Source organism: Candidatus Nanopelagicales bacterium (assembly GCA_028687755.1).
Classification (GTDB): domain Bacteria; phylum Actinomycetota; class Actinomycetes; order S36-B12; family S36-B12; genus UBA11398.
Map to the genome: position 1 here is coordinate 30,732 of JAQTZL010000008.1, position 14,430 is coordinate 45,161.

Sequence of the window (14,430 nt, forward strand, 5' to 3'; positions counted from 1 at the left end):
GGTGTCACAAGAAGATGAACAGTTCTTGGCCGTTAGGTGAGCGATCCATGGCGATACATGACATCGACATCCCAGCGGGAGAACCCAAGGGTTTCGTAGAGGGTGATCGCGGAGGTATTTGAGGCGTCCACGTACAACATGCTCTGCACCAGCCCTTGGGCCCGCAGGTGATGCAATCCAGCCAAGGTCAGGGCCTTGCCCAAGCCCTTGCCCTGGAGGGTTGGGTCTACGCCCACCACATAAACCTCGCCGATGGCATCGTGAACATGAGGATTTTCGGGTGTCGCCTGAACGACCCCGTGGATTTTCGTCCAGTGAAAGCCCAGCATTTTCCCACTGTCTCGATCGGCCGCTACGAGGAAACCCGGGATGGAAAACCAAGGCTCAGCCATTCGACGATGAAGATCGTCAAGAGTCCAGTCACCTTGTTCATCGTGGCCAGCAAAGGCCTTTGCGTTGAGAGCAACCCACTCTTGGTCATCATGACCGGGAATAAAGGAACGCAGGACGACATCGTCGCTGAAGCGCGCTGGTGGAAGTGGTGCAAGAAGTGATCGACGCATTTGCCACAGTGTTCGTGCGTGGCGAAATCCCATGGCTTTAGCCCATTGACCTGCGATCGCTTGTTCGCCGTGTGCCCAAAGGCGCAAGTTGCCAGCCGGTGCAGCATCGACAAGTGCTCGAATTAATTCCGTTCCAAGACCTTGTCGACGAAAGTCGGGCGCGACGGCGATTTCTGCACTTGGCCCTTCGACCTTGTCAGTGATGTCAAGGTGTGCGTATGCGATGAGTGCGGACTCTTCAAACTTCAGGAAATGCAAGCCTTGATCATCGCCGCCGTGGCGAAGGTGCAGGAATACGTGCTCCGATATTGGGGAAAGTCCATCGTGCAGGGTGATTTCATCAATAAGCGCAACGGCTTCGTCGATTTGCGACTGGTCAAGACGCGTAACGATCTCCATTTGGCCCACTGCTAATTCAGCCCAATGCCGACTTCATCAACGGCGAGTACCGCCATCGTTGCTTGGTCGATGTTTTGTGGAACAAAGCGGTAACCGACGTTTCGCACTGTGCCAATCATGGCCTCGTGTTCAGTACCGAGCTTTGCGCGCAAACGACGGACGTGAACGTCGACAGTGCGGGTGCCGCCGAAGTAGTCGTAACCCCACACTTCTTGAAGGAGTAGCGCACGCGTGAATACGCGCCCAGGGTGTTGGGCTAGGAATTTCAAGAGTTCGAATTCCTTGAACGTGAGATCAAGTGCACGCCCGCGAAGTTTGGCTGTGTAGGTGCCTTCATCGATCATGAGTTCACCGCTGCGAATTTCTTCGTTGTTGCCCGATTCAAGATCAACACCTGGAGTCAAGCGCGATGCAGCCAACCGAAGACGTGCTTCGACCTCTGCAGGCGAAGCGGTATCTAGGAGCACTTCATCGATGCCCCAGTCCCATTGCACTGCGGAGAGACCGCCTTCGGTCGTCACAAGTACGAGTGGTGCGTCGATGCCTGTGTGCTGAAGTAGGCGAGTTAATCCACGCACGGCTGGTAGATCCCGGCGGCCATCGACCAGCAAGACATCACATTCAGGTGCATTGAGAAGAGCTGTGGGTTCGGCAGGAAGAGTGCGCACTTGGTGGGTAAGCAACGCCAGTGCCGGGAGAACCTCTGTCGAGGATTCAAGCGCGCGAGTGAGCAAGACGATTCGCATCTTGATCACCTCCGTTATTGCTCTAGGGGACAATGCTCCCATGGATCAGTCCAGTGCGGCCACTCTGGTGACAGCGGACGGCGTCCAGGTCAAGGTTCGATTGACGTCGGGGCCCGGCTCGCTGGCCTTCGTTGTGGCCCATGGCATCACCGGACACGGCGAGCATGAACACGTCAGGTCAATCGTTGATCACCTGAGTGAGTATGGCGCGGTCATCACCGTGGACCTGCGAGGTCACGGTGGTTCTGGTGGTCAATCAACTGTGGGCATGTGGGAAGTCCTCGATGTTGATCGTGCTGTGGCTTGGGCTCGGGAACTTGGGTTTCGGAGCGTAGTTTCGGTTGGCTTCTCTTTGGGTGCGGCGGTGTGCATTCGACAGGCCGCCTTGGCCTTGCATCCAGAATTGACGTCAGAGGCCGATCCTGGAGTGGGCAACCCCGTTGATGCAATCGTGACGGTCAGTGGCCCGGCATTTTGGTACTACCGAGGCACCAAGGTGATGCGCCTATTGCATTGGTGTGTTGAGACAAAGCCTGGTCGTCTCCTCCTTCGAGCAAAGGGCACGCTTATTCGACCGGTGGAGTGGCCGCAGCTGCGCCCTATTGAGCCGCACGTGGCAGCAGGACTGCTGGACAGCACGCCGTTGTTGGTCGTGCATGGCACCAAGGATCGGTATTTCCCTGTGGAGCATCCCCAGGCAATTCATCGTGCCGCGGTGACAAGCGGGCATCCAGATGTTGACCTTTGGCTCTTAACTGGGGTCGGGCATGCGGAAGCCGCAGTTGCGATGGATACGATCGATGAAATTGCGAAATGGAGCTTGGCTAGATGCTCGGATTAATTCTGCTTGTCGCGGTACTCGCGCTTGCCAGCATCTTTGGCCTATGGCGCAAAAAGACCGACGGCACGATGAAATCAGTGGCTGCGCCTGTTCCTGTCGCTGATGATGCTCCCGAAGTTGGTGTTGAGACAGCTTCCGTTGCCGAGCATGGAGGAGAGAGGCTCAGCGCTGAAGCGCTGGGGTCTTCCCTTGGTACCCATGCCACGCTGGTGCAGTTTTCTACAGCTTTTTGCCAACCGTGCCGCGCTACTCGCCGCATTTTGGACGAAGTTGCATCCATGGTTCCAGGCACCGTTCACCTTGAAATTGATGCGGAAGCTCACCTTGATTTGGTCCGGCAACTTGATATCCGCCGGACCCCAACAGTCCTTGTGTTGAACTCAAGCGGAGTGATTACCAAGCGAGCTGTGGGTATGCCACGTAAGGCAGATGTGATCGCCGCTCTCGGAGACGTGCTGTAGGTCTTTAATTGCAAAGGCTTTGCATGAACATTTTCCGGCCTTGTTGCACGTAGGTACCTGTGTAACTCTAGGGAAATGTCATCCCCAGCGTTGTGTGATCCAGAGGTAGAAGTTGATGTGCGCGGCCCACGTTTCGCCGCAGCTATCACTGTGCTGGTACTGGCCGCATCACTATTAACAGTCGGCACAGCAGTGGCAACGACACTCCTCGTGATTCAAACGGTGGTGTTTGGGTTGGGGGCCTTTATCGGATTAAAGGCTCAGCCATACGGAATTATTTTCCGCACAGTTGTGCAGCCACGACTTGCACCTGCAACGGATTTTGAAGCGATTGCACCACCTCGCTTTGCAGCGTTGGTTGGATTCATATTCACCGCAGTTGCACTTATTGGTGTGGTTACGGGCGTTGACGCTGTCACATACATCGCTGTGGCATTCGCACTTGCGGCTGCATTTTTGAATGCAGCCTTTGGTTTTTGCTTGGGTTGCGAAATGTTTTTATTGGGCAAGCGGGTCTTCTCTCGCCCAGCCGGTGTCTAAAACCTAGTAGACCAACGCTTGCACTTCGGCGCCAAGAATTTCTTCCACAAAGCTCGCAGCCCCCGCGATGCGAATTTCATCGATGACATCGCTAGGTGAAATGTCGCGGCGTTGAGCGCACTGCGAACATAACGTGACACTTCCCTCTGCCAGCACCGCGTCTAGAAGGTCATTGAGTGCTGCTGCATGCGCCAAGGTGAATTCCCCGGCTCGGCCAGGTAAGGCGAACCAGGCAGCCTCTCCCGTGAGCCAAAGCGAGACCTGAGCGCCTGAAGCAACGGCTGTTGCAGCCACGGTGAACCCCTGAGCGCAGCGCTCAGGATCATCTGCTCCCGCTGTGACCTTTACGACCAACTGCCTCATGCCATTTACTCCCATGGACGATAGGCTGCCGTACATGTTAGAAATCGTCTACACGAGTCTGTTGGTCGGCGCTCTTGCTCTTGCGGGTTGGGTTGCCTTTGTTGTCGTCTTTCGGCTGTTTAAGAGCCAAGGCTGATCTCAATGGATGCGGACGCAGTCAAAGCTGAACTTGCGCCCATCTCTTGGCTGATTGGCCACTGGGTTGGCGTCGGCACGGGGCATTACCCCACCATTGAAGACTTCCGGTTTGGCCAGGAGATTGTCTTCAGCACCGACGGACGCCCATTCCTGAACTATTCCTCTCGCAGTTGGTTGCTCGATGAAGAGGGCAATCGCCTTCGTCCGCTTGCATCGGAGTCGGGTTTTATCCGCCCACGCCCTGATAACCACCTAGAGATGCAACTCTCGCACCCCACGGGCTATGCCGAAATTTGGTACGGCAAGGTTGAAGTCACTGGCATTGAACAGGCAGTGATTACTGGTGCACGCGCAGAAATGCGCACTGATCTTGTTGCGCGTACGGAAAGTGCAAAGGAATACACCGAGGGCCATCGCCTCTATGGATTAGTTGAAGGCAAGCTGCTTTGGACCTTCGATATGGCAGCAATGGGCCAGCCGATCAGCAATCACCTTGCTGCATCGCTACAACGTGCAGACGTGCGTGAGCCCGAGCAGTCGAGTGAATAGCGATTGGGATCAGCGGTTACGCGAACACGGGTTTCGCATTACCCCGCAACGCCAGTTGGTTCTCGAAGCTGTTGAACATTTGCGGCACGGGACACCGGAAGAAATCCTTTTCGAAGTCCAACGAACGGCATCAGGTGTCAATCTTTCGACGGTGTACCGCACGCTAGAAGTACTTGAAGATGTTGGCTTGGTTACCCACGCGCATATTGGCCATGGCGCACCGACGTATCACGCAGTTGATGAAGACATTCATATTCACTTGGTCTGTGACACCTGCGGAAAAGTTTCCAGCGCACCAGGGTCAGTCGCTGATTCCTTCATTGCAGCGCTTCGAGCCAATCATGCGTTCGTCACTGACATTTCCCACATGGCGATGCACGGTGAATGTGAATCATGTTTCAACATGTTGAGTGACAACAGCCTTGAGGTTCAATCATGAGTGTGCAACCACCGGTAGAGGTCTTTGATCAAGGGATGGCGTGGCATTGCGGAGATCCACTAGGCGAGCAACGAAATCTCGTTGGTGGCATTGGGGTTGTTGACCTCAACAATCGCGGTGTAATCACTGTCAGTGGCCCAGATCGATTGACCTGGTTAAACGATCTGACGACACAACTTGTGAAAGATCTTGCTGTTGGGCAAAGCGCATTGGCACTGATCTTGAGCCCAAATGGTCATGTCGAATACGAATTGCACATTGCCGACGATGGTGAAACCTGCTGGATCATCACGCAACCTGGTCAGACCGAATCACTGATCGCTTATCTGGATCGCATGCGCTTTATGTTGCGCGTTGACGTTGCTGATGTGACGGAAAATTTTGGTGTTGTTTGGGAGCCAGTGCACTCCGCAGATGAGCATCATCCAACGTGGTTGGTTCCAGAACCCTTTGCAGCTCGAGGGTTTGCTGGGCGTGAAGTGGTGATTCCTCGTAATCAATTAGCCAGTCGTCTGGGAGCTGCACCTCAAGCAGGTTCTTGGGCCTTGGAAGCTTTACGGGTTGCAGCGGGTATGCCGCGCATGAATTGCGAAACCGATCACCGCACAATTCCCAATGAAGTGAACTGGCTAAATTGCGCTGTTCATCTCAATAAGGGTTGCTATCGAGGCCAAGAAACCGTTGCCAAGGTGCATAACCTTGGGCAACCACCACGTCGATTGGCACTGATTCACCTTGACGGATCTGATGATGAACTGCCCGTTCATGGTGAAGAAATCACCTGCAAGGGCAAGGTTGTTGGTTGGGTTGGAACAGCCGCTCGTCATTATGAAGACGGAAACATTGCGGTAGTGATGTTGAAGCGCAATGTTGCCGTAGGTGAGCAGTTAGTCATTGAACATAATGGTCACCAGATCACTGCGTTGGAGGATCCAGCTCCAGCAGGATGGTGATCGGGCCGTCATTGGTGAAGGTCACTTTCATATCTGCACCGAATTTGCCAGTTTCAACATGTGTTCCCGCATCTTGCAAGGCTTGAACAAACGCATCCACCAAAGGTTCGGCAACTGATGCGGGAGCAGCTGCATCCCAAGTAGGGCGTCGACCTTTCTTGGTGTCCGAATACAGGGTGAATTGCGAGATCACGAGTATGGGCAAACTCAGATCACTGGCTGAAACTTCACCGGTGTCACTAGGAAAGATGCGTAGATGGTGAACTTTTTCGGCCAGTTTCTTGGCTGTTGCTGCATTATCAGTGTGGGTGACTCCAACGAGTACAACTAAGCCCGCACCTTGGAATTGACCAAGAATCTGGCCATCAACGCTGACGCTGGCATCAAGTGCTCGTTGGACAAGGGCACGCATGCGATCACCCTTTCATAAATCCCAGATCAGATCCGTTACCGTTGCCATGTGCTGTATCAAACCCAAAACATCGCGTATCTCTTGCTCACGATTTTGATTGTTGGCCTGAGTGGATTCGCCTTCATTGACTGTGTGCGCCGACCAGCACAAGCCTTTCCAGCTGTGAGTCGTCAGACCAAGGTGTTGTGGCTCGTACTTACGGGCATTGCAGCGTTAGCCAATCTTGCTATCGGTGATCCGCTATCGATATTTGGTATTGCAGGTGCTGTGATCGCGTTGGTCTATCTCTTCGATGTGCGTCCGCGCATCATCGAGATTCTCAACAACCGCTGGTAGCTACTTCTTTTTACCTTGCGCCGCGACTGCAGCAGCAGCCGTTGCTGCGGCTGCAGGATCTAAGTACTCGCCACCAGGAATAAGTGGCTTGAGATTTTCATCCAAGCGATACACCAGCGGAATGCCTGTCGGGATATTCAAACCTGCAATATCAGCATCTGAAATTCCATCAAGGTGCTTCACTAATGCGCGCAATGAATTTCCATGTGCAGCAACGAGCACCGTTTTTCCGGCACGAAGGTGCTCGGCGACAATCACGTCTTCCCAATATGGAATCAGGCGCGTAACGACGTCCTTCAAACATTCGGTAGCGGGCACCGCTTCAGGCGGCAATGCGCTGTAGCGAACTTCGTGTGTCTGCGCCCACTCATTATTTGGATCAATGGCCGGTGGTGGAGTGTCATATGAACGGCGCCACAACATGAATTGATCTTCACCAAACTCTGCAAGGGTTTGTGCCTTGTCTTTGCCTTGAAGCGCCCCGTAGTGACGTTCATTTAACCGCCAGTTGCGCACAACGGGAATCCAGTGCAGGTCAGCAGCTTCAAGGGCGATCTGGCTGGTCTTAATCGCGCGCTTCAACAGTGAGGTGTGAACCACGTCAGGCAGGATGCCGGCTTCCTTCAGCAATTCACCGCCACGCTTAGCCTCGGCAAGGCCCTTCTCATTGAGGTCAACGTCGACCCAACCGGTAAAGAGGTTCTTGGCATTCCATTCGCTTTCGCCGTGGCGAAGCAGGATCAAGGTGTAAGGCGCCTGGCTTGTGGTCATAGACCTATTTTGCCGCCTCGACTGGGGTTATTGCTCACCGGGATGTTCGAGGAGGTGGCGCCAGGCTTCGAGGTTAAAGGTTGGTTCCCCTCGAGAAATGCGCCAATCCCACTCGCGCTGCATTGCGCTCAGGAAGCCCATTTCCAAAATGGGGTTGAACGATTCATCTGAATATTCCAGAACAGAGCCCAGGAGACGATCGAGTTCGTCATCATCAATGGCTTTGAGTGAGACGCGGCCAGTCAAATAAATATCGCCGTACTGGTCGATGGAAAAGGCGACCCCATACATGCGGCGGTTCTTCTCTAGGAGCCATTCATGCACCGCTGCGTTGTTCTCTTCGGGGCAACGCGCGACAAATGCACTGACAGATACGGCATGTGTGCCCACGGCAAGCGCGACGTTTGTTTTGAGTTTCTTCACGCCTGGCAGGGTTGCAACAAAGGTTGGTCCTGCAATTTCTTCAAATTCAATTTCACTTGCCTGTAAGTACTGGCGAATGGTTGACGCAACTGCGGCTTTATCAATCATGATGCACACACGTTACAACGCGATGCTGGTCGCGCGTGTTCGGTAATCAATAAGTGCTTGTGAATAGGAATCAAGGAGACCTGACGCCGTTGATTGCCAGCCGAATTGCTCAGCATGCGCACGACTGCCTTGGCGAAAAATTTCAAGCTCCCTCGGGGCACTCAGCAAAGTATTCATCACCGACGCATAGTCCGCTGGGTTATGGCCAGTAATCAAGCGCCCACTGACGTGATCGTTCACGGCTGTGCGCAATCCACCCACACTTGCTGCAACCACGGGCGTGCCACAAGCCTGAGATTCGATGGCTACAAGGCCAAATGATTCTGAGTAAGACGGCACAACTGTGAGATCTGCGGCGCGAAACCAGTCCGCGAGAGTGTGGCGATTCGTTGGCGGTTCAAAACGAACCAGATCAGCAATGCCCAGTTCATTTGCAAGATCCACCAAGGCTGTTGGCCGATCAAGCCCATTGCCTGAAGGACCGCCTGCAATAACGACGAGCAGCCGAGAACGTAGTTCAGGATTAGCAGAAACCATCTCTGCTGCTGCGTGGAGCAACACATCGGGCGCCTTCAACGGCTGAATGCGACCAACAAATAACAACACATGTGCATGTGCAGGAACATTTAAACGCTTGCGAGCAGCCTGTTGATCACCTGGAGCAAAGAGCGAGAGGTCAACACCTGGGTGTACGACATCAACGCTTGATGGGTCTGCACCATAAAGATTGATGAGTTCGTTTGCCTCGTCGTCAGTATTGGCAACAAGCCGTGTGGCTGCTTCTACAACTTGCTCTTCACCAATGACGCGACCCATGGGTTCTGGTTTGTCACCAATCGCGAGGTCGGCATTCTTCACTTTCGCCATCGTGTGCATGGTGTGCACGAGTGGAACGCCCCAACGTTCAGAAGCTAGCCAGCCCACTTGCCCTGAAAGCCAGTAGTGCGAATGGATGAGATCGAACCAACCTTCAGGGCGCGAAGCTTCAGCGCGCAAGACACCGGCAGTAACCGCGCAGAGTTGCCCTGGAAGATCCTCTTTGCGCAAACCTTCAAAAGGACCAGCAGTGACATGGCGAACTAAAATGCCAGGTTCAACTTCAACAATGGGATCAACATCAGACCGAGTGGCGCGCGTAAAAATTTCAACAGCAACGCCAGCTTGAGCCAGCTGCTTCGCGCTTTCCAGGACGTACACGTTCATGCCACCGGCATCGCCGGTTCCGGGTTGGTCAAGGGGGGAGGTGTGGATGGAGAACAGAGCAACGCGCTTTGGTTTTGGTCGCAGCGAACGCATCTCGCGAATGTTCATCATCACCTCCCTCAAGGATCTAGTGAGGGCAGCCTTACATATCGGCGCGAGCCTGACAAACGATTACGGCTTGAGCGAAACTCCTACGTATGGCTCACCGGTAACGATCGTGATCAGGCGCCGGGTGACGGAGACCGCATGGTCGGCATATCGCTCGTAGTAGCGCGAGAGCAAGGTGATGTCGATTGCTGTCTCGACGCCATGCTCCCAGCTGGAATTGAGTACGGCCCGGAAGAGCTCACGGTGGAGGCGATCAACAACCTCATCGTGAGCTGCAATGTCTGTGGCAAGGGTCAAATCTTTGGTGGCGATCACCTGAGCAGTCTTGGTGACAATGGCTTGGGCAAGCGCGCCCATTTGTTCAAAGGTTTCGCGGAGATCTTCGGGAACCACTGCATTTGGGAAGCGCATCCGTGCTTGCTTGGCCACGTGCGAGGCTAAATCGCCCATGCGTTCAAGGGAAGCAGCGATGCGCAAAGAGCCGATCAGGATCCGAAGATCGCGATCGGTGGGCTGCTGTAGGGAGATGAGATCAAAGCAGCGCTCTTCGATTTGCGAGGTCAGGATGTCGATGCGCTCATCTTGGGCGATGACGGCCTGGGCCAAATCATTATCGGCATCGAGTAAGGACTGGGTGGCCATGAACATCGCGGAGCCCACGAGATCGGCAACTTCAACCAATCCCGCGTTAACGGCTTCTAGATCTTCGGCATATGCCACTGGAACGCTTTTCCTCCTACGGCGTGGAGCATACGTTGCCATGAGTCCATCCTTGAGTTGCAACATGGCCAAAGGTTGAACGAAAGGCAACGAGTTGGTGAACGCTTAGAGGGAAGGATGAACCCTAAGCAAATGGTTCGTGGTTTCGTGCGAATAATTTTCATCTGACCCACTTGGCTGCCTATCCTTCAATAGTGGCCAGCACCTTCCTTCGAGCGCAAACGGCAGATGGGCTTGTAGTGGACTACCAAGAGATCCCAGACGAGGTTTCCCGGATTTTGGCTGTTCTGCCCTCGGTCTCCATCGTGGTTGATCAAGATGGCACCGTTCTTCGGGCTAGCGCGAAAGCCTTGGCTCTGGGCTTGGTGAATCGCAACACCATCGCGATTCGCGATTTGGCCAAGTTGGTTCATGCAGTGGCTGACGACGGTGAAGCTCGCGAACAAGAGATGCGTGTGCGCCGTCCACCACTTGGTCGCGAACTCCTAGAACTACGCGTTCGAGTTGCGGACCTTGGTACGGGCGCAATCTTGGTTTTGATTGACGACCTTGCTGAAGAGCGTCGAGTTGATGCCGTGCGTAGAGATTTTGTTGCCAACATCAGTCATGAACTCAAAACTCCCGTCGGTGCGCTTTCTGTACTAGCAGAAGCGATTCAATCGGCGAGCGAGGATCCAGAACAGGTCCGACACTTTGCCCAACGCATGCAGATGGAAGCAACGCGTCTTGGACATCTTGTACAAGACGTTATCGATCTATCTCGCTTGCAAGGTGATGATCCACTGAGCCATGCAGCAGTCGTAAACATTGACGAAGTAATTGCGCTTGCCATTGAAGATGTACGCATGCTTGCGGAAACTCGCGAAATTGATCTCGTCATCGCTGCGGAAGCGCCAACGTTTGTATATGCGGATGCAGGCCAAGTGCAAACAGCTGTGCGCAACTTGTTGGTCAATGCCATTGCCTATTCGTCCGATGGTACGAGTGTTGCCGTGCATTCACGTGAAATCGACTCAATCGTAGAAATCATGGTGAAAGATCAAGGTGTAGGAATTCCTGCTAACGATCTCGATCGCATTTTTGAACGCTTCTACCGTGTTGATCCGGCTCGTTCGCGAGTAACCGGTGGTACTGGGTTGGGATTAGCGATCGTGAAACATGTGTGTCAAAACCATGGTGGAGAATGCACCGTTTGGTCCGAAGTTGGCGTGGGTTCAACTTTCACCTTGCGCCTACCAACATTTGTTGGCGAAGACGCTAACCAGCAAGGTGATGAGGCAACGATTATTGAGATATCGGCACCATTCGGGGAGCTGCAGTCATGACCAAAATTTTGATCGTTGAAGACGAAGAGTCTTTTTCTGAAGCTCTGTCATTCATGTTGAAACGTGAAGGCTATGAAGTAGAAGTAGCGGCCGATGGCCATAAAGCTGTTGAACTGTTCGAACGCAATGGTGCAGATCTCCTGTTACTTGACCTTATGTTGCCCGGCCTGTCGGGCACTGAAGTGTGTAAGCACATTCGTGCAAAATCTTCTGTTCCCATCATCATGCTTTCAGCAAAAGATGGCGAGATCGACAAAGTGCTAGGGCTAGAGCTCGGTGCCGATGATTACGTCACGAAGCCATTTTCTTCACGTGAGTTACTCGCTCGAGTCAAGGCAGTGCTTCGTCGTCATGGAGAAGTTGAAGATTTACTTCCCACCACGGTTGAAGAAGGACCCGTGCGTATTGACTTGGATCGTCACGTAGTTTCGGTGCGTGGTGAACAGATCACGATGCCGCTTAAAGAATTCGATCTCTTGGAGTTCTTGGTGCGTAACGCAGGTCGCGTCATGACCCGTAATCAACTCATCGACCGTATTTGGGGCGCTGACTACGTCGGTGACACCAAGACTCTTGATGTTCACATCAAGCGGTTGCGCGCAAAGGTTGAAGTAGACCCCGCAAATCCCGTGCACCTGCTGACGGTGCGTGGGTTGGGTTACCGCTACCAGGCTTGAGTTCTACTCAGCTGAAGTGGCGCTTGCAGCTGGAGTCGCTGCAGGGAGCACGTCACTCAAGGTCACCGTGTTGGTGATGCCTGCGTAGAAGCCAGTGTCAGGAACCGTCATGACTGAGATCTTCAGTTGTCCGGCATTTTGGAAGTTAAAGGTCACAGGAACGTAGGTGCTAACCGCCGGTTTGGCACCACGAACGGGAGCCTTCGTTGCGGCATTTTGGTAGCCAAAGGCGACTGCACCGCCACCCAGAATCGGCTTGAGTGCTGGGGTGAAGGAGATCGCCTTGCCATCAACCTCGACACTGTCGACCACATCAACGGTGATGCCGTTGTTGACGATCGTTCCGATGAGTTGAGCCGGGCCAACTCCCTGACCCTTGACCAAGGTCACGTTCACCACTTCCATATCGCCAACCTGCGCCTCAATCCCGTTGCCGGTATTCATGCCAGATTGCATGTTGGTGGTGGCCTCTTTGCCGTTCCAGCAGCCTGAGAGGGCTGGCAGGGCCACGAGGGCGATAGCAGCCATGGCAATTGAGCTGCGGCGGGCAAGGGCGCGTTGGGTCAGGTTTACGTTCGTCACAAGGGAAGAGTAGCGACCAGATTTTGGGGTGTCTTCTCGTGGTAGTCTTAACCCCTCGAAAGGGGTTTTACTCAATGGCTTTCAACGTTGGCGACACTGTCGTCTACCCACATCATGGGGCGGCAGTTATCGAAGCCGTGGAGATGCGCAAGATCAAAGGTGAGGATCGCGAGTACCTCGTCCTCCGCGTGGCTCAGGGCGATCTGACTGTTCGCGTTCCCTCTGACAATGTCGATCTCGTCGGCGTTCGCGATGTGGTCAATGCCGCTGGCTTGGAGCGCGTATTTAACGTGCTTCGCCAGCCATATACCGAAGAACCCACCAACTGGTCCCGCCGGTACAAGGCAAATCTTGAGAAGCTCGCTTCAGGCGATGTCATCAAGGTGGCTGAAGTAGTGCGCGATTTGTGGCGTCGTGAAAAAGAACGTGGTCTTTCAGCTGGCGAAAAGCGGATGCTGGCCAAGGCTCGTCAAATTCTTGTGAGTGAGCTGGCTCTAGCTGAGAAGACCAACGAGGTTAAGGCTGAGGCCATCCTCGATGAGGTCCTCGCCTCCTAGACGTGAGTGTTCTAGGGCGCACTGCTGCCCTGGTACCAGCCGCCGGGCGCGGTGAGCGTCTGGGTGCTGGGGTTCCAAAAGCACTGCGACCAATTGGTGGAACACCGATGCTGGTGCATGCAGTGCATGCGTTAGCTGGTTCGCGCAGCGTTGATCTCATCGTTATTGCTGCTCCAGAAGAAGCCGTAGAAAGCGTGCGGGCACTGTTTCTCGAAGATATTGGCGCTGAAGTTATCGTTGTGAGTGGCGGTGAGACCCGGCAAGCCTCCGTCTCTCACGCACTGCTCGAGCTTCCTGATGATGTCGATGTGGTGCTCGTTCATGACGCCGCTCGACCATTTGTGCCAACCGAAATTGTGAGCGCAATCGTGGCAGAGGTACGCAATGGATATCCCGCTGTTATCCCAGCACTTTTGGTCACTGACACCATCAAGCAGGTCAATGCGGATGATCTCGTGATCGCTACCCCCGACCGCAGTTCCCTTCGTGCTGTGCAAACCCCCCAAGGCTTTGATCGCGCTGTTCTACAAGCAGCGCACGCAGCGGCTGTTGAGGATACGGCGACTGATGATTCAGGTCTGGTCGAACGTCATGGGGTACAGGTTCGCGTGATCGCTGGTCACGAGGAAGCCTTCAAGGTAACTCGACCAATAGATTTGTTACTCGCGGAAAGCGTGCTTGCTAAGCGAAGGGCGGCGCTCACTCATGGCTAATCACGAATTGGCTTCCCCGTTGATCGGGATGGGAACCGACGTCCATGCCTTCCAAGAAGGTCGTGAAATGTGGATGGCCGGATTGCACTGGCCTGGCGTGAATGGGCTTGCAGGCCATTCGGATGCTGACGTTGCTTGTCATGCCTTATGCGATGCGTTGCTATCTGCAGCTGGACTTGGAGATCTGGGGTCAGTGTTTGGGACAGACGATCCACGATGGAGCGGCGCATCGGGAATTTCGATGCTCACGCATACTGCTGCGTTGGTCAAAGCAGCCGGCTTTGCCATTGCTAATGGATCAGTGCAAGTCATTGGAAATAGTCCACGGATCGGAACCCGCCGCGAAGAAGCTCAAACTGTGTTGAGCAAAGCGGTTGGCGCACCTATTCGAGTATCCGGAACTACGACTGATGGCTTAGGACTCACTGGTCGCGGTGAAGGCGTAGCTGCAATCGCCGTTGCTCTTGTGCTGCAACAAGCACCATCGGTAGATCGGTAACCTG

At 54.1% G+C, this 14,430-nt stretch carries 21 protein-coding genes; 12 read left to right on the plus strand and 9 right to left on the minus strand.

Annotated elements, in window-relative coordinates; genetic code table 11:
* Positions 1-32 precede the first annotated feature (32 nt).
* On the minus strand, positions 33-962 hold the full coding sequence (gene mshD / locus PHN51_09735) for a mycothiol synthase (protein MDD2819054.1): 930 nt from the start codon (positions 960-962) through the stop codon (positions 33-35).
* A gap of 11 nt (positions 963-973) precedes the next feature.
* Positions 974-1,708 (minus strand): response regulator transcription factor, encoded by a 735-nt coding sequence (locus PHN51_09740; GenBank protein MDD2819055.1) that lies wholly within the window; start codon positions 1,706-1,708, stop codon positions 974-976.
* Here PHN51_09740 and PHN51_09745 point away from each other — a divergent pair.
* The 3 genes from PHN51_09745 to PHN51_09755 all read left to right on the plus strand — a co-directional run bounded on the left by PHN51_09745 (position 1,689) and on the right by PHN51_09755 (position 3,550).
* Positions 1,689-2,549 (plus strand): alpha/beta fold hydrolase, encoded by an 861-nt coding sequence (locus tag PHN51_09745; GenBank protein ID MDD2819056.1) that lies wholly within the window; start codon positions 1,689-1,691, stop codon positions 2,547-2,549. The genes PHN51_09740 and PHN51_09745 overlap by 20 nt on opposite strands.
* Positions 2,537-3,010 carry a thioredoxin family protein gene (locus PHN51_09750; protein MDD2819057.1) on the plus strand — a complete coding sequence of 158 codons (474 nt, stop codon included), beginning with the start codon at positions 2,537-2,539 and terminating at the stop codon, positions 3,008-3,010. The genes PHN51_09745 and PHN51_09750 overlap by 13 nt, the downstream gene beginning before the upstream one ends.
* A 75-nt stretch (positions 3,011-3,085) precedes the next feature.
* Positions 3,086-3,550: a DUF4395 domain-containing protein gene (locus PHN51_09755; protein MDD2819058.1), complete on the plus strand. Its 465-nt coding sequence runs from the start codon at positions 3,086-3,088 to the stop codon at positions 3,548-3,550.
* Positions 3,551-3,553: 3 nt separating this feature from the next.
* Here the strand turns inward: PHN51_09755 and PHN51_09760 are convergent, their stop codons facing one another.
* On the minus strand, positions 3,554-3,913 hold the full coding sequence (locus PHN51_09760; GenBank protein MDD2819059.1) for a DsrE family protein: 360 nt from the start codon (positions 3,911-3,913) through the stop codon (positions 3,554-3,556).
* Between the two features lie 141 nt (positions 3,914-4,054).
* On the opposite strand from PHN51_09760, the gene PHN51_09765 reads away from it, so the two are divergent.
* From PHN51_09765 to PHN51_09775, 3 genes are read left to right on the plus strand one after another with little or no spacing between them, the layout of a single operon-like run.
* Positions 4,055-4,600, plus strand: coding sequence for an FABP family protein (locus PHN51_09765; protein MDD2819060.1), 546 nt, complete (start codon positions 4,055-4,057; stop codon positions 4,598-4,600).
* The gene (locus PHN51_09770; protein ID MDD2819061.1) at positions 4,575-5,039 is read left to right on the plus strand and encodes a Fur family transcriptional regulator; all 465 of its coding nucleotides are present in this window, start codon (positions 4,575-4,577) and stop codon (positions 5,037-5,039) included. The genes PHN51_09765 and PHN51_09770 overlap by 26 nt, the downstream gene beginning before the upstream one ends.
* On the plus strand, positions 5,036-5,992 hold the full coding sequence (locus PHN51_09775) for a hypothetical protein (protein ID MDD2819062.1): 957 nt from the start codon (positions 5,036-5,038) through the stop codon (positions 5,990-5,992). The genes PHN51_09770 and PHN51_09775 overlap by 4 nt, the downstream gene beginning before the upstream one ends.
* On the opposite strand, the gene dtd is transcribed toward PHN51_09775, so the two are convergent.
* Positions 5,955-6,404, minus strand: a complete 450-nt coding sequence (gene dtd / locus PHN51_09780) for a D-aminoacyl-tRNA deacylase (GenBank protein MDD2819063.1) — start codon at positions 6,402-6,404, stop codon at positions 5,955-5,957. The two genes, PHN51_09775 and dtd, sit on opposite strands and share 38 nt — an antisense overlap.
* Before the next feature lie 48 nt (positions 6,405-6,452).
* On the opposite strand from dtd, the gene PHN51_09785 reads away from it, so the two are divergent.
* A complete protein-coding gene (locus PHN51_09785; GenBank protein MDD2819064.1) occupies positions 6,453-6,740 on the plus strand; it encodes a DUF2516 family protein in 288 nt (95 codons plus the stop codon).
* On the opposite strand, the gene PHN51_09790 is transcribed toward PHN51_09785, so the two are convergent.
* Genes PHN51_09790 through phoU form a run of 4 tightly spaced genes read right to left on the minus strand, consistent with a single transcriptional unit; the run spans position 6,741 to position 10,115 of the window.
* Complete coding sequence (locus PHN51_09790) at positions 6,741-7,511, minus strand: phosphoglyceromutase (protein MDD2819065.1); 771 nt, start codon at positions 7,509-7,511, stop codon at positions 6,741-6,743.
* 27 nt (positions 7,512-7,538) lie between these two features.
* A complete protein-coding gene (locus tag PHN51_09795) occupies positions 7,539-8,042 on the minus strand; it encodes a YbjN domain-containing protein (GenBank protein ID MDD2819066.1) in 504 nt (167 codons plus the stop codon).
* 12 nt (positions 8,043-8,054) lie between these two features.
* Entirely contained in the window at positions 8,055-9,356 is a 1,302-nt protein-coding gene (gene mshA, locus PHN51_09800; protein MDD2819067.1) for a D-inositol-3-phosphate glycosyltransferase, read from the minus strand.
* A gap of 60 nt (positions 9,357-9,416) precedes the next feature.
* Positions 9,417-10,115: a phosphate signaling complex protein PhoU gene (phoU, locus tag PHN51_09805; protein MDD2819068.1), complete on the minus strand. Its 699-nt coding sequence runs from the start codon at positions 10,113-10,115 to the stop codon at positions 9,417-9,419.
* A gap of 152 nt (positions 10,116-10,267) precedes the next feature.
* Here phoU and PHN51_09810 point away from each other — a divergent pair, with 152 nt between their 5' ends.
* Complete coding sequence (locus PHN51_09810) at positions 10,268-11,398, plus strand: ATP-binding protein (protein ID MDD2819069.1); 1,131 nt, start codon at positions 10,268-10,270, stop codon at positions 11,396-11,398.
* Positions 11,395-12,075 (plus strand): response regulator transcription factor, encoded by a 681-nt coding sequence (locus PHN51_09815; GenBank protein MDD2819070.1) that lies wholly within the window; start codon positions 11,395-11,397, stop codon positions 12,073-12,075. Before PHN51_09810 ends, PHN51_09815 begins: the two co-directional genes overlap by 4 nt.
* 3 nt (positions 12,076-12,078) lie before the next feature.
* Here the strand turns inward: PHN51_09815 and PHN51_09820 are convergent, their stop codons facing one another.
* Positions 12,079-12,657, minus strand: a complete 579-nt coding sequence (locus tag PHN51_09820) for a hypothetical protein (protein ID MDD2819071.1) — start codon at positions 12,655-12,657, stop codon at positions 12,079-12,081.
* 74 nt (positions 12,658-12,731) lie between these two features.
* Between PHN51_09820 and PHN51_09825 the strand changes: the two genes are divergently transcribed.
* From PHN51_09825 to ispF, 3 genes are read left to right on the plus strand one after another with little or no spacing between them, the layout of a single operon-like run.
* Positions 12,732-13,214: a CarD family transcriptional regulator gene (locus PHN51_09825; protein MDD2819072.1), complete on the plus strand. Its 483-nt coding sequence runs from the start codon at positions 12,732-12,734 to the stop codon at positions 13,212-13,214.
* 2 nt (positions 13,215-13,216) lie between these two features.
* Positions 13,217-13,927: a 2-C-methyl-D-erythritol 4-phosphate cytidylyltransferase gene (gene ispD, locus PHN51_09830; GenBank protein ID MDD2819073.1), complete on the plus strand. Its 711-nt coding sequence runs from the start codon at positions 13,217-13,219 to the stop codon at positions 13,925-13,927.
* Positions 13,920-14,426, plus strand: coding sequence for a 2-C-methyl-D-erythritol 2,4-cyclodiphosphate synthase (ispF, locus tag PHN51_09835; protein MDD2819074.1), 507 nt, complete (start codon positions 13,920-13,922; stop codon positions 14,424-14,426). Before ispD ends, ispF begins: the two co-directional genes overlap by 8 nt.
* Positions 14,427-14,430: the final 4 nt, after the last annotated feature.

Coding starts and splice junctions, on each gene's coding strand:
- mshD (MDD2819054.1), bottom strand. CDS start 962: ATGGAGATCGTTACGCGTCTTGACCAGTCGCAAATCGACGAAGCCGTT.
- PHN51_09740 (MDD2819055.1), bottom strand. CDS start 1,708: ATGCGAATCGTCTTGCTCACTCGCGCGCTTGAATCCTCGACAGAGGTT.
- PHN51_09750 (MDD2819057.1), top strand. CDS start 2,537: ATGCTCGGATTAATTCTGCTTGTCGCGGTACTCGCGCTTGCCAGCATC.
- PHN51_09755 (MDD2819058.1), top strand. CDS start 3,086: ATGTCATCCCCAGCGTTGTGTGATCCAGAGGTAGAAGTTGATGTGCGC.
- PHN51_09760 (MDD2819059.1), bottom strand. CDS start 3,913: ATGAGGCAGTTGGTCGTAAAGGTCACAGCGGGAGCAGATGATCCTGAG.
- PHN51_09765 (MDD2819060.1), top strand. CDS start 4,055: ATGGATGCGGACGCAGTCAAAGCTGAACTTGCGCCCATCTCTTGGCTG.
- PHN51_09775 (MDD2819062.1), top strand. CDS start 5,036: ATGAGTGTGCAACCACCGGTAGAGGTCTTTGATCAAGGGATGGCGTGG.
- dtd (MDD2819063.1), bottom strand. CDS start 6,404: ATGCGTGCCCTTGTCCAACGAGCACTTGATGCCAGCGTCAGCGTTGAT.
- PHN51_09790 (MDD2819065.1), bottom strand. CDS start 7,511: ATGACCACAAGCCAGGCGCCTTACACCTTGATCCTGCTTCGCCACGGC.
- PHN51_09795 (MDD2819066.1), bottom strand. CDS start 8,042: ATGATTGATAAAGCCGCAGTTGCGTCAACCATTCGCCAGTACTTACAG.
- mshA (MDD2819067.1), bottom strand. CDS start 9,356: ATGATGAACATTCGCGAGATGCGTTCGCTGCGACCAAAACCAAAGCGC.
- phoU (MDD2819068.1), bottom strand. CDS start 10,115: ATGGCAACGTATGCTCCACGCCGTAGGAGGAAAAGCGTTCCAGTGGCA.
- PHN51_09815 (MDD2819070.1), top strand. CDS start 11,395: ATGACCAAAATTTTGATCGTTGAAGACGAAGAGTCTTTTTCTGAAGCT.
- PHN51_09825 (MDD2819072.1), top strand. CDS start 12,732: ATGGCTTTCAACGTTGGCGACACTGTCGTCTACCCACATCATGGGGCG.
- ispF (MDD2819074.1), top strand. CDS start 13,920: ATGGCTAATCACGAATTGGCTTCCCCGTTGATCGGGATGGGAACCGAC.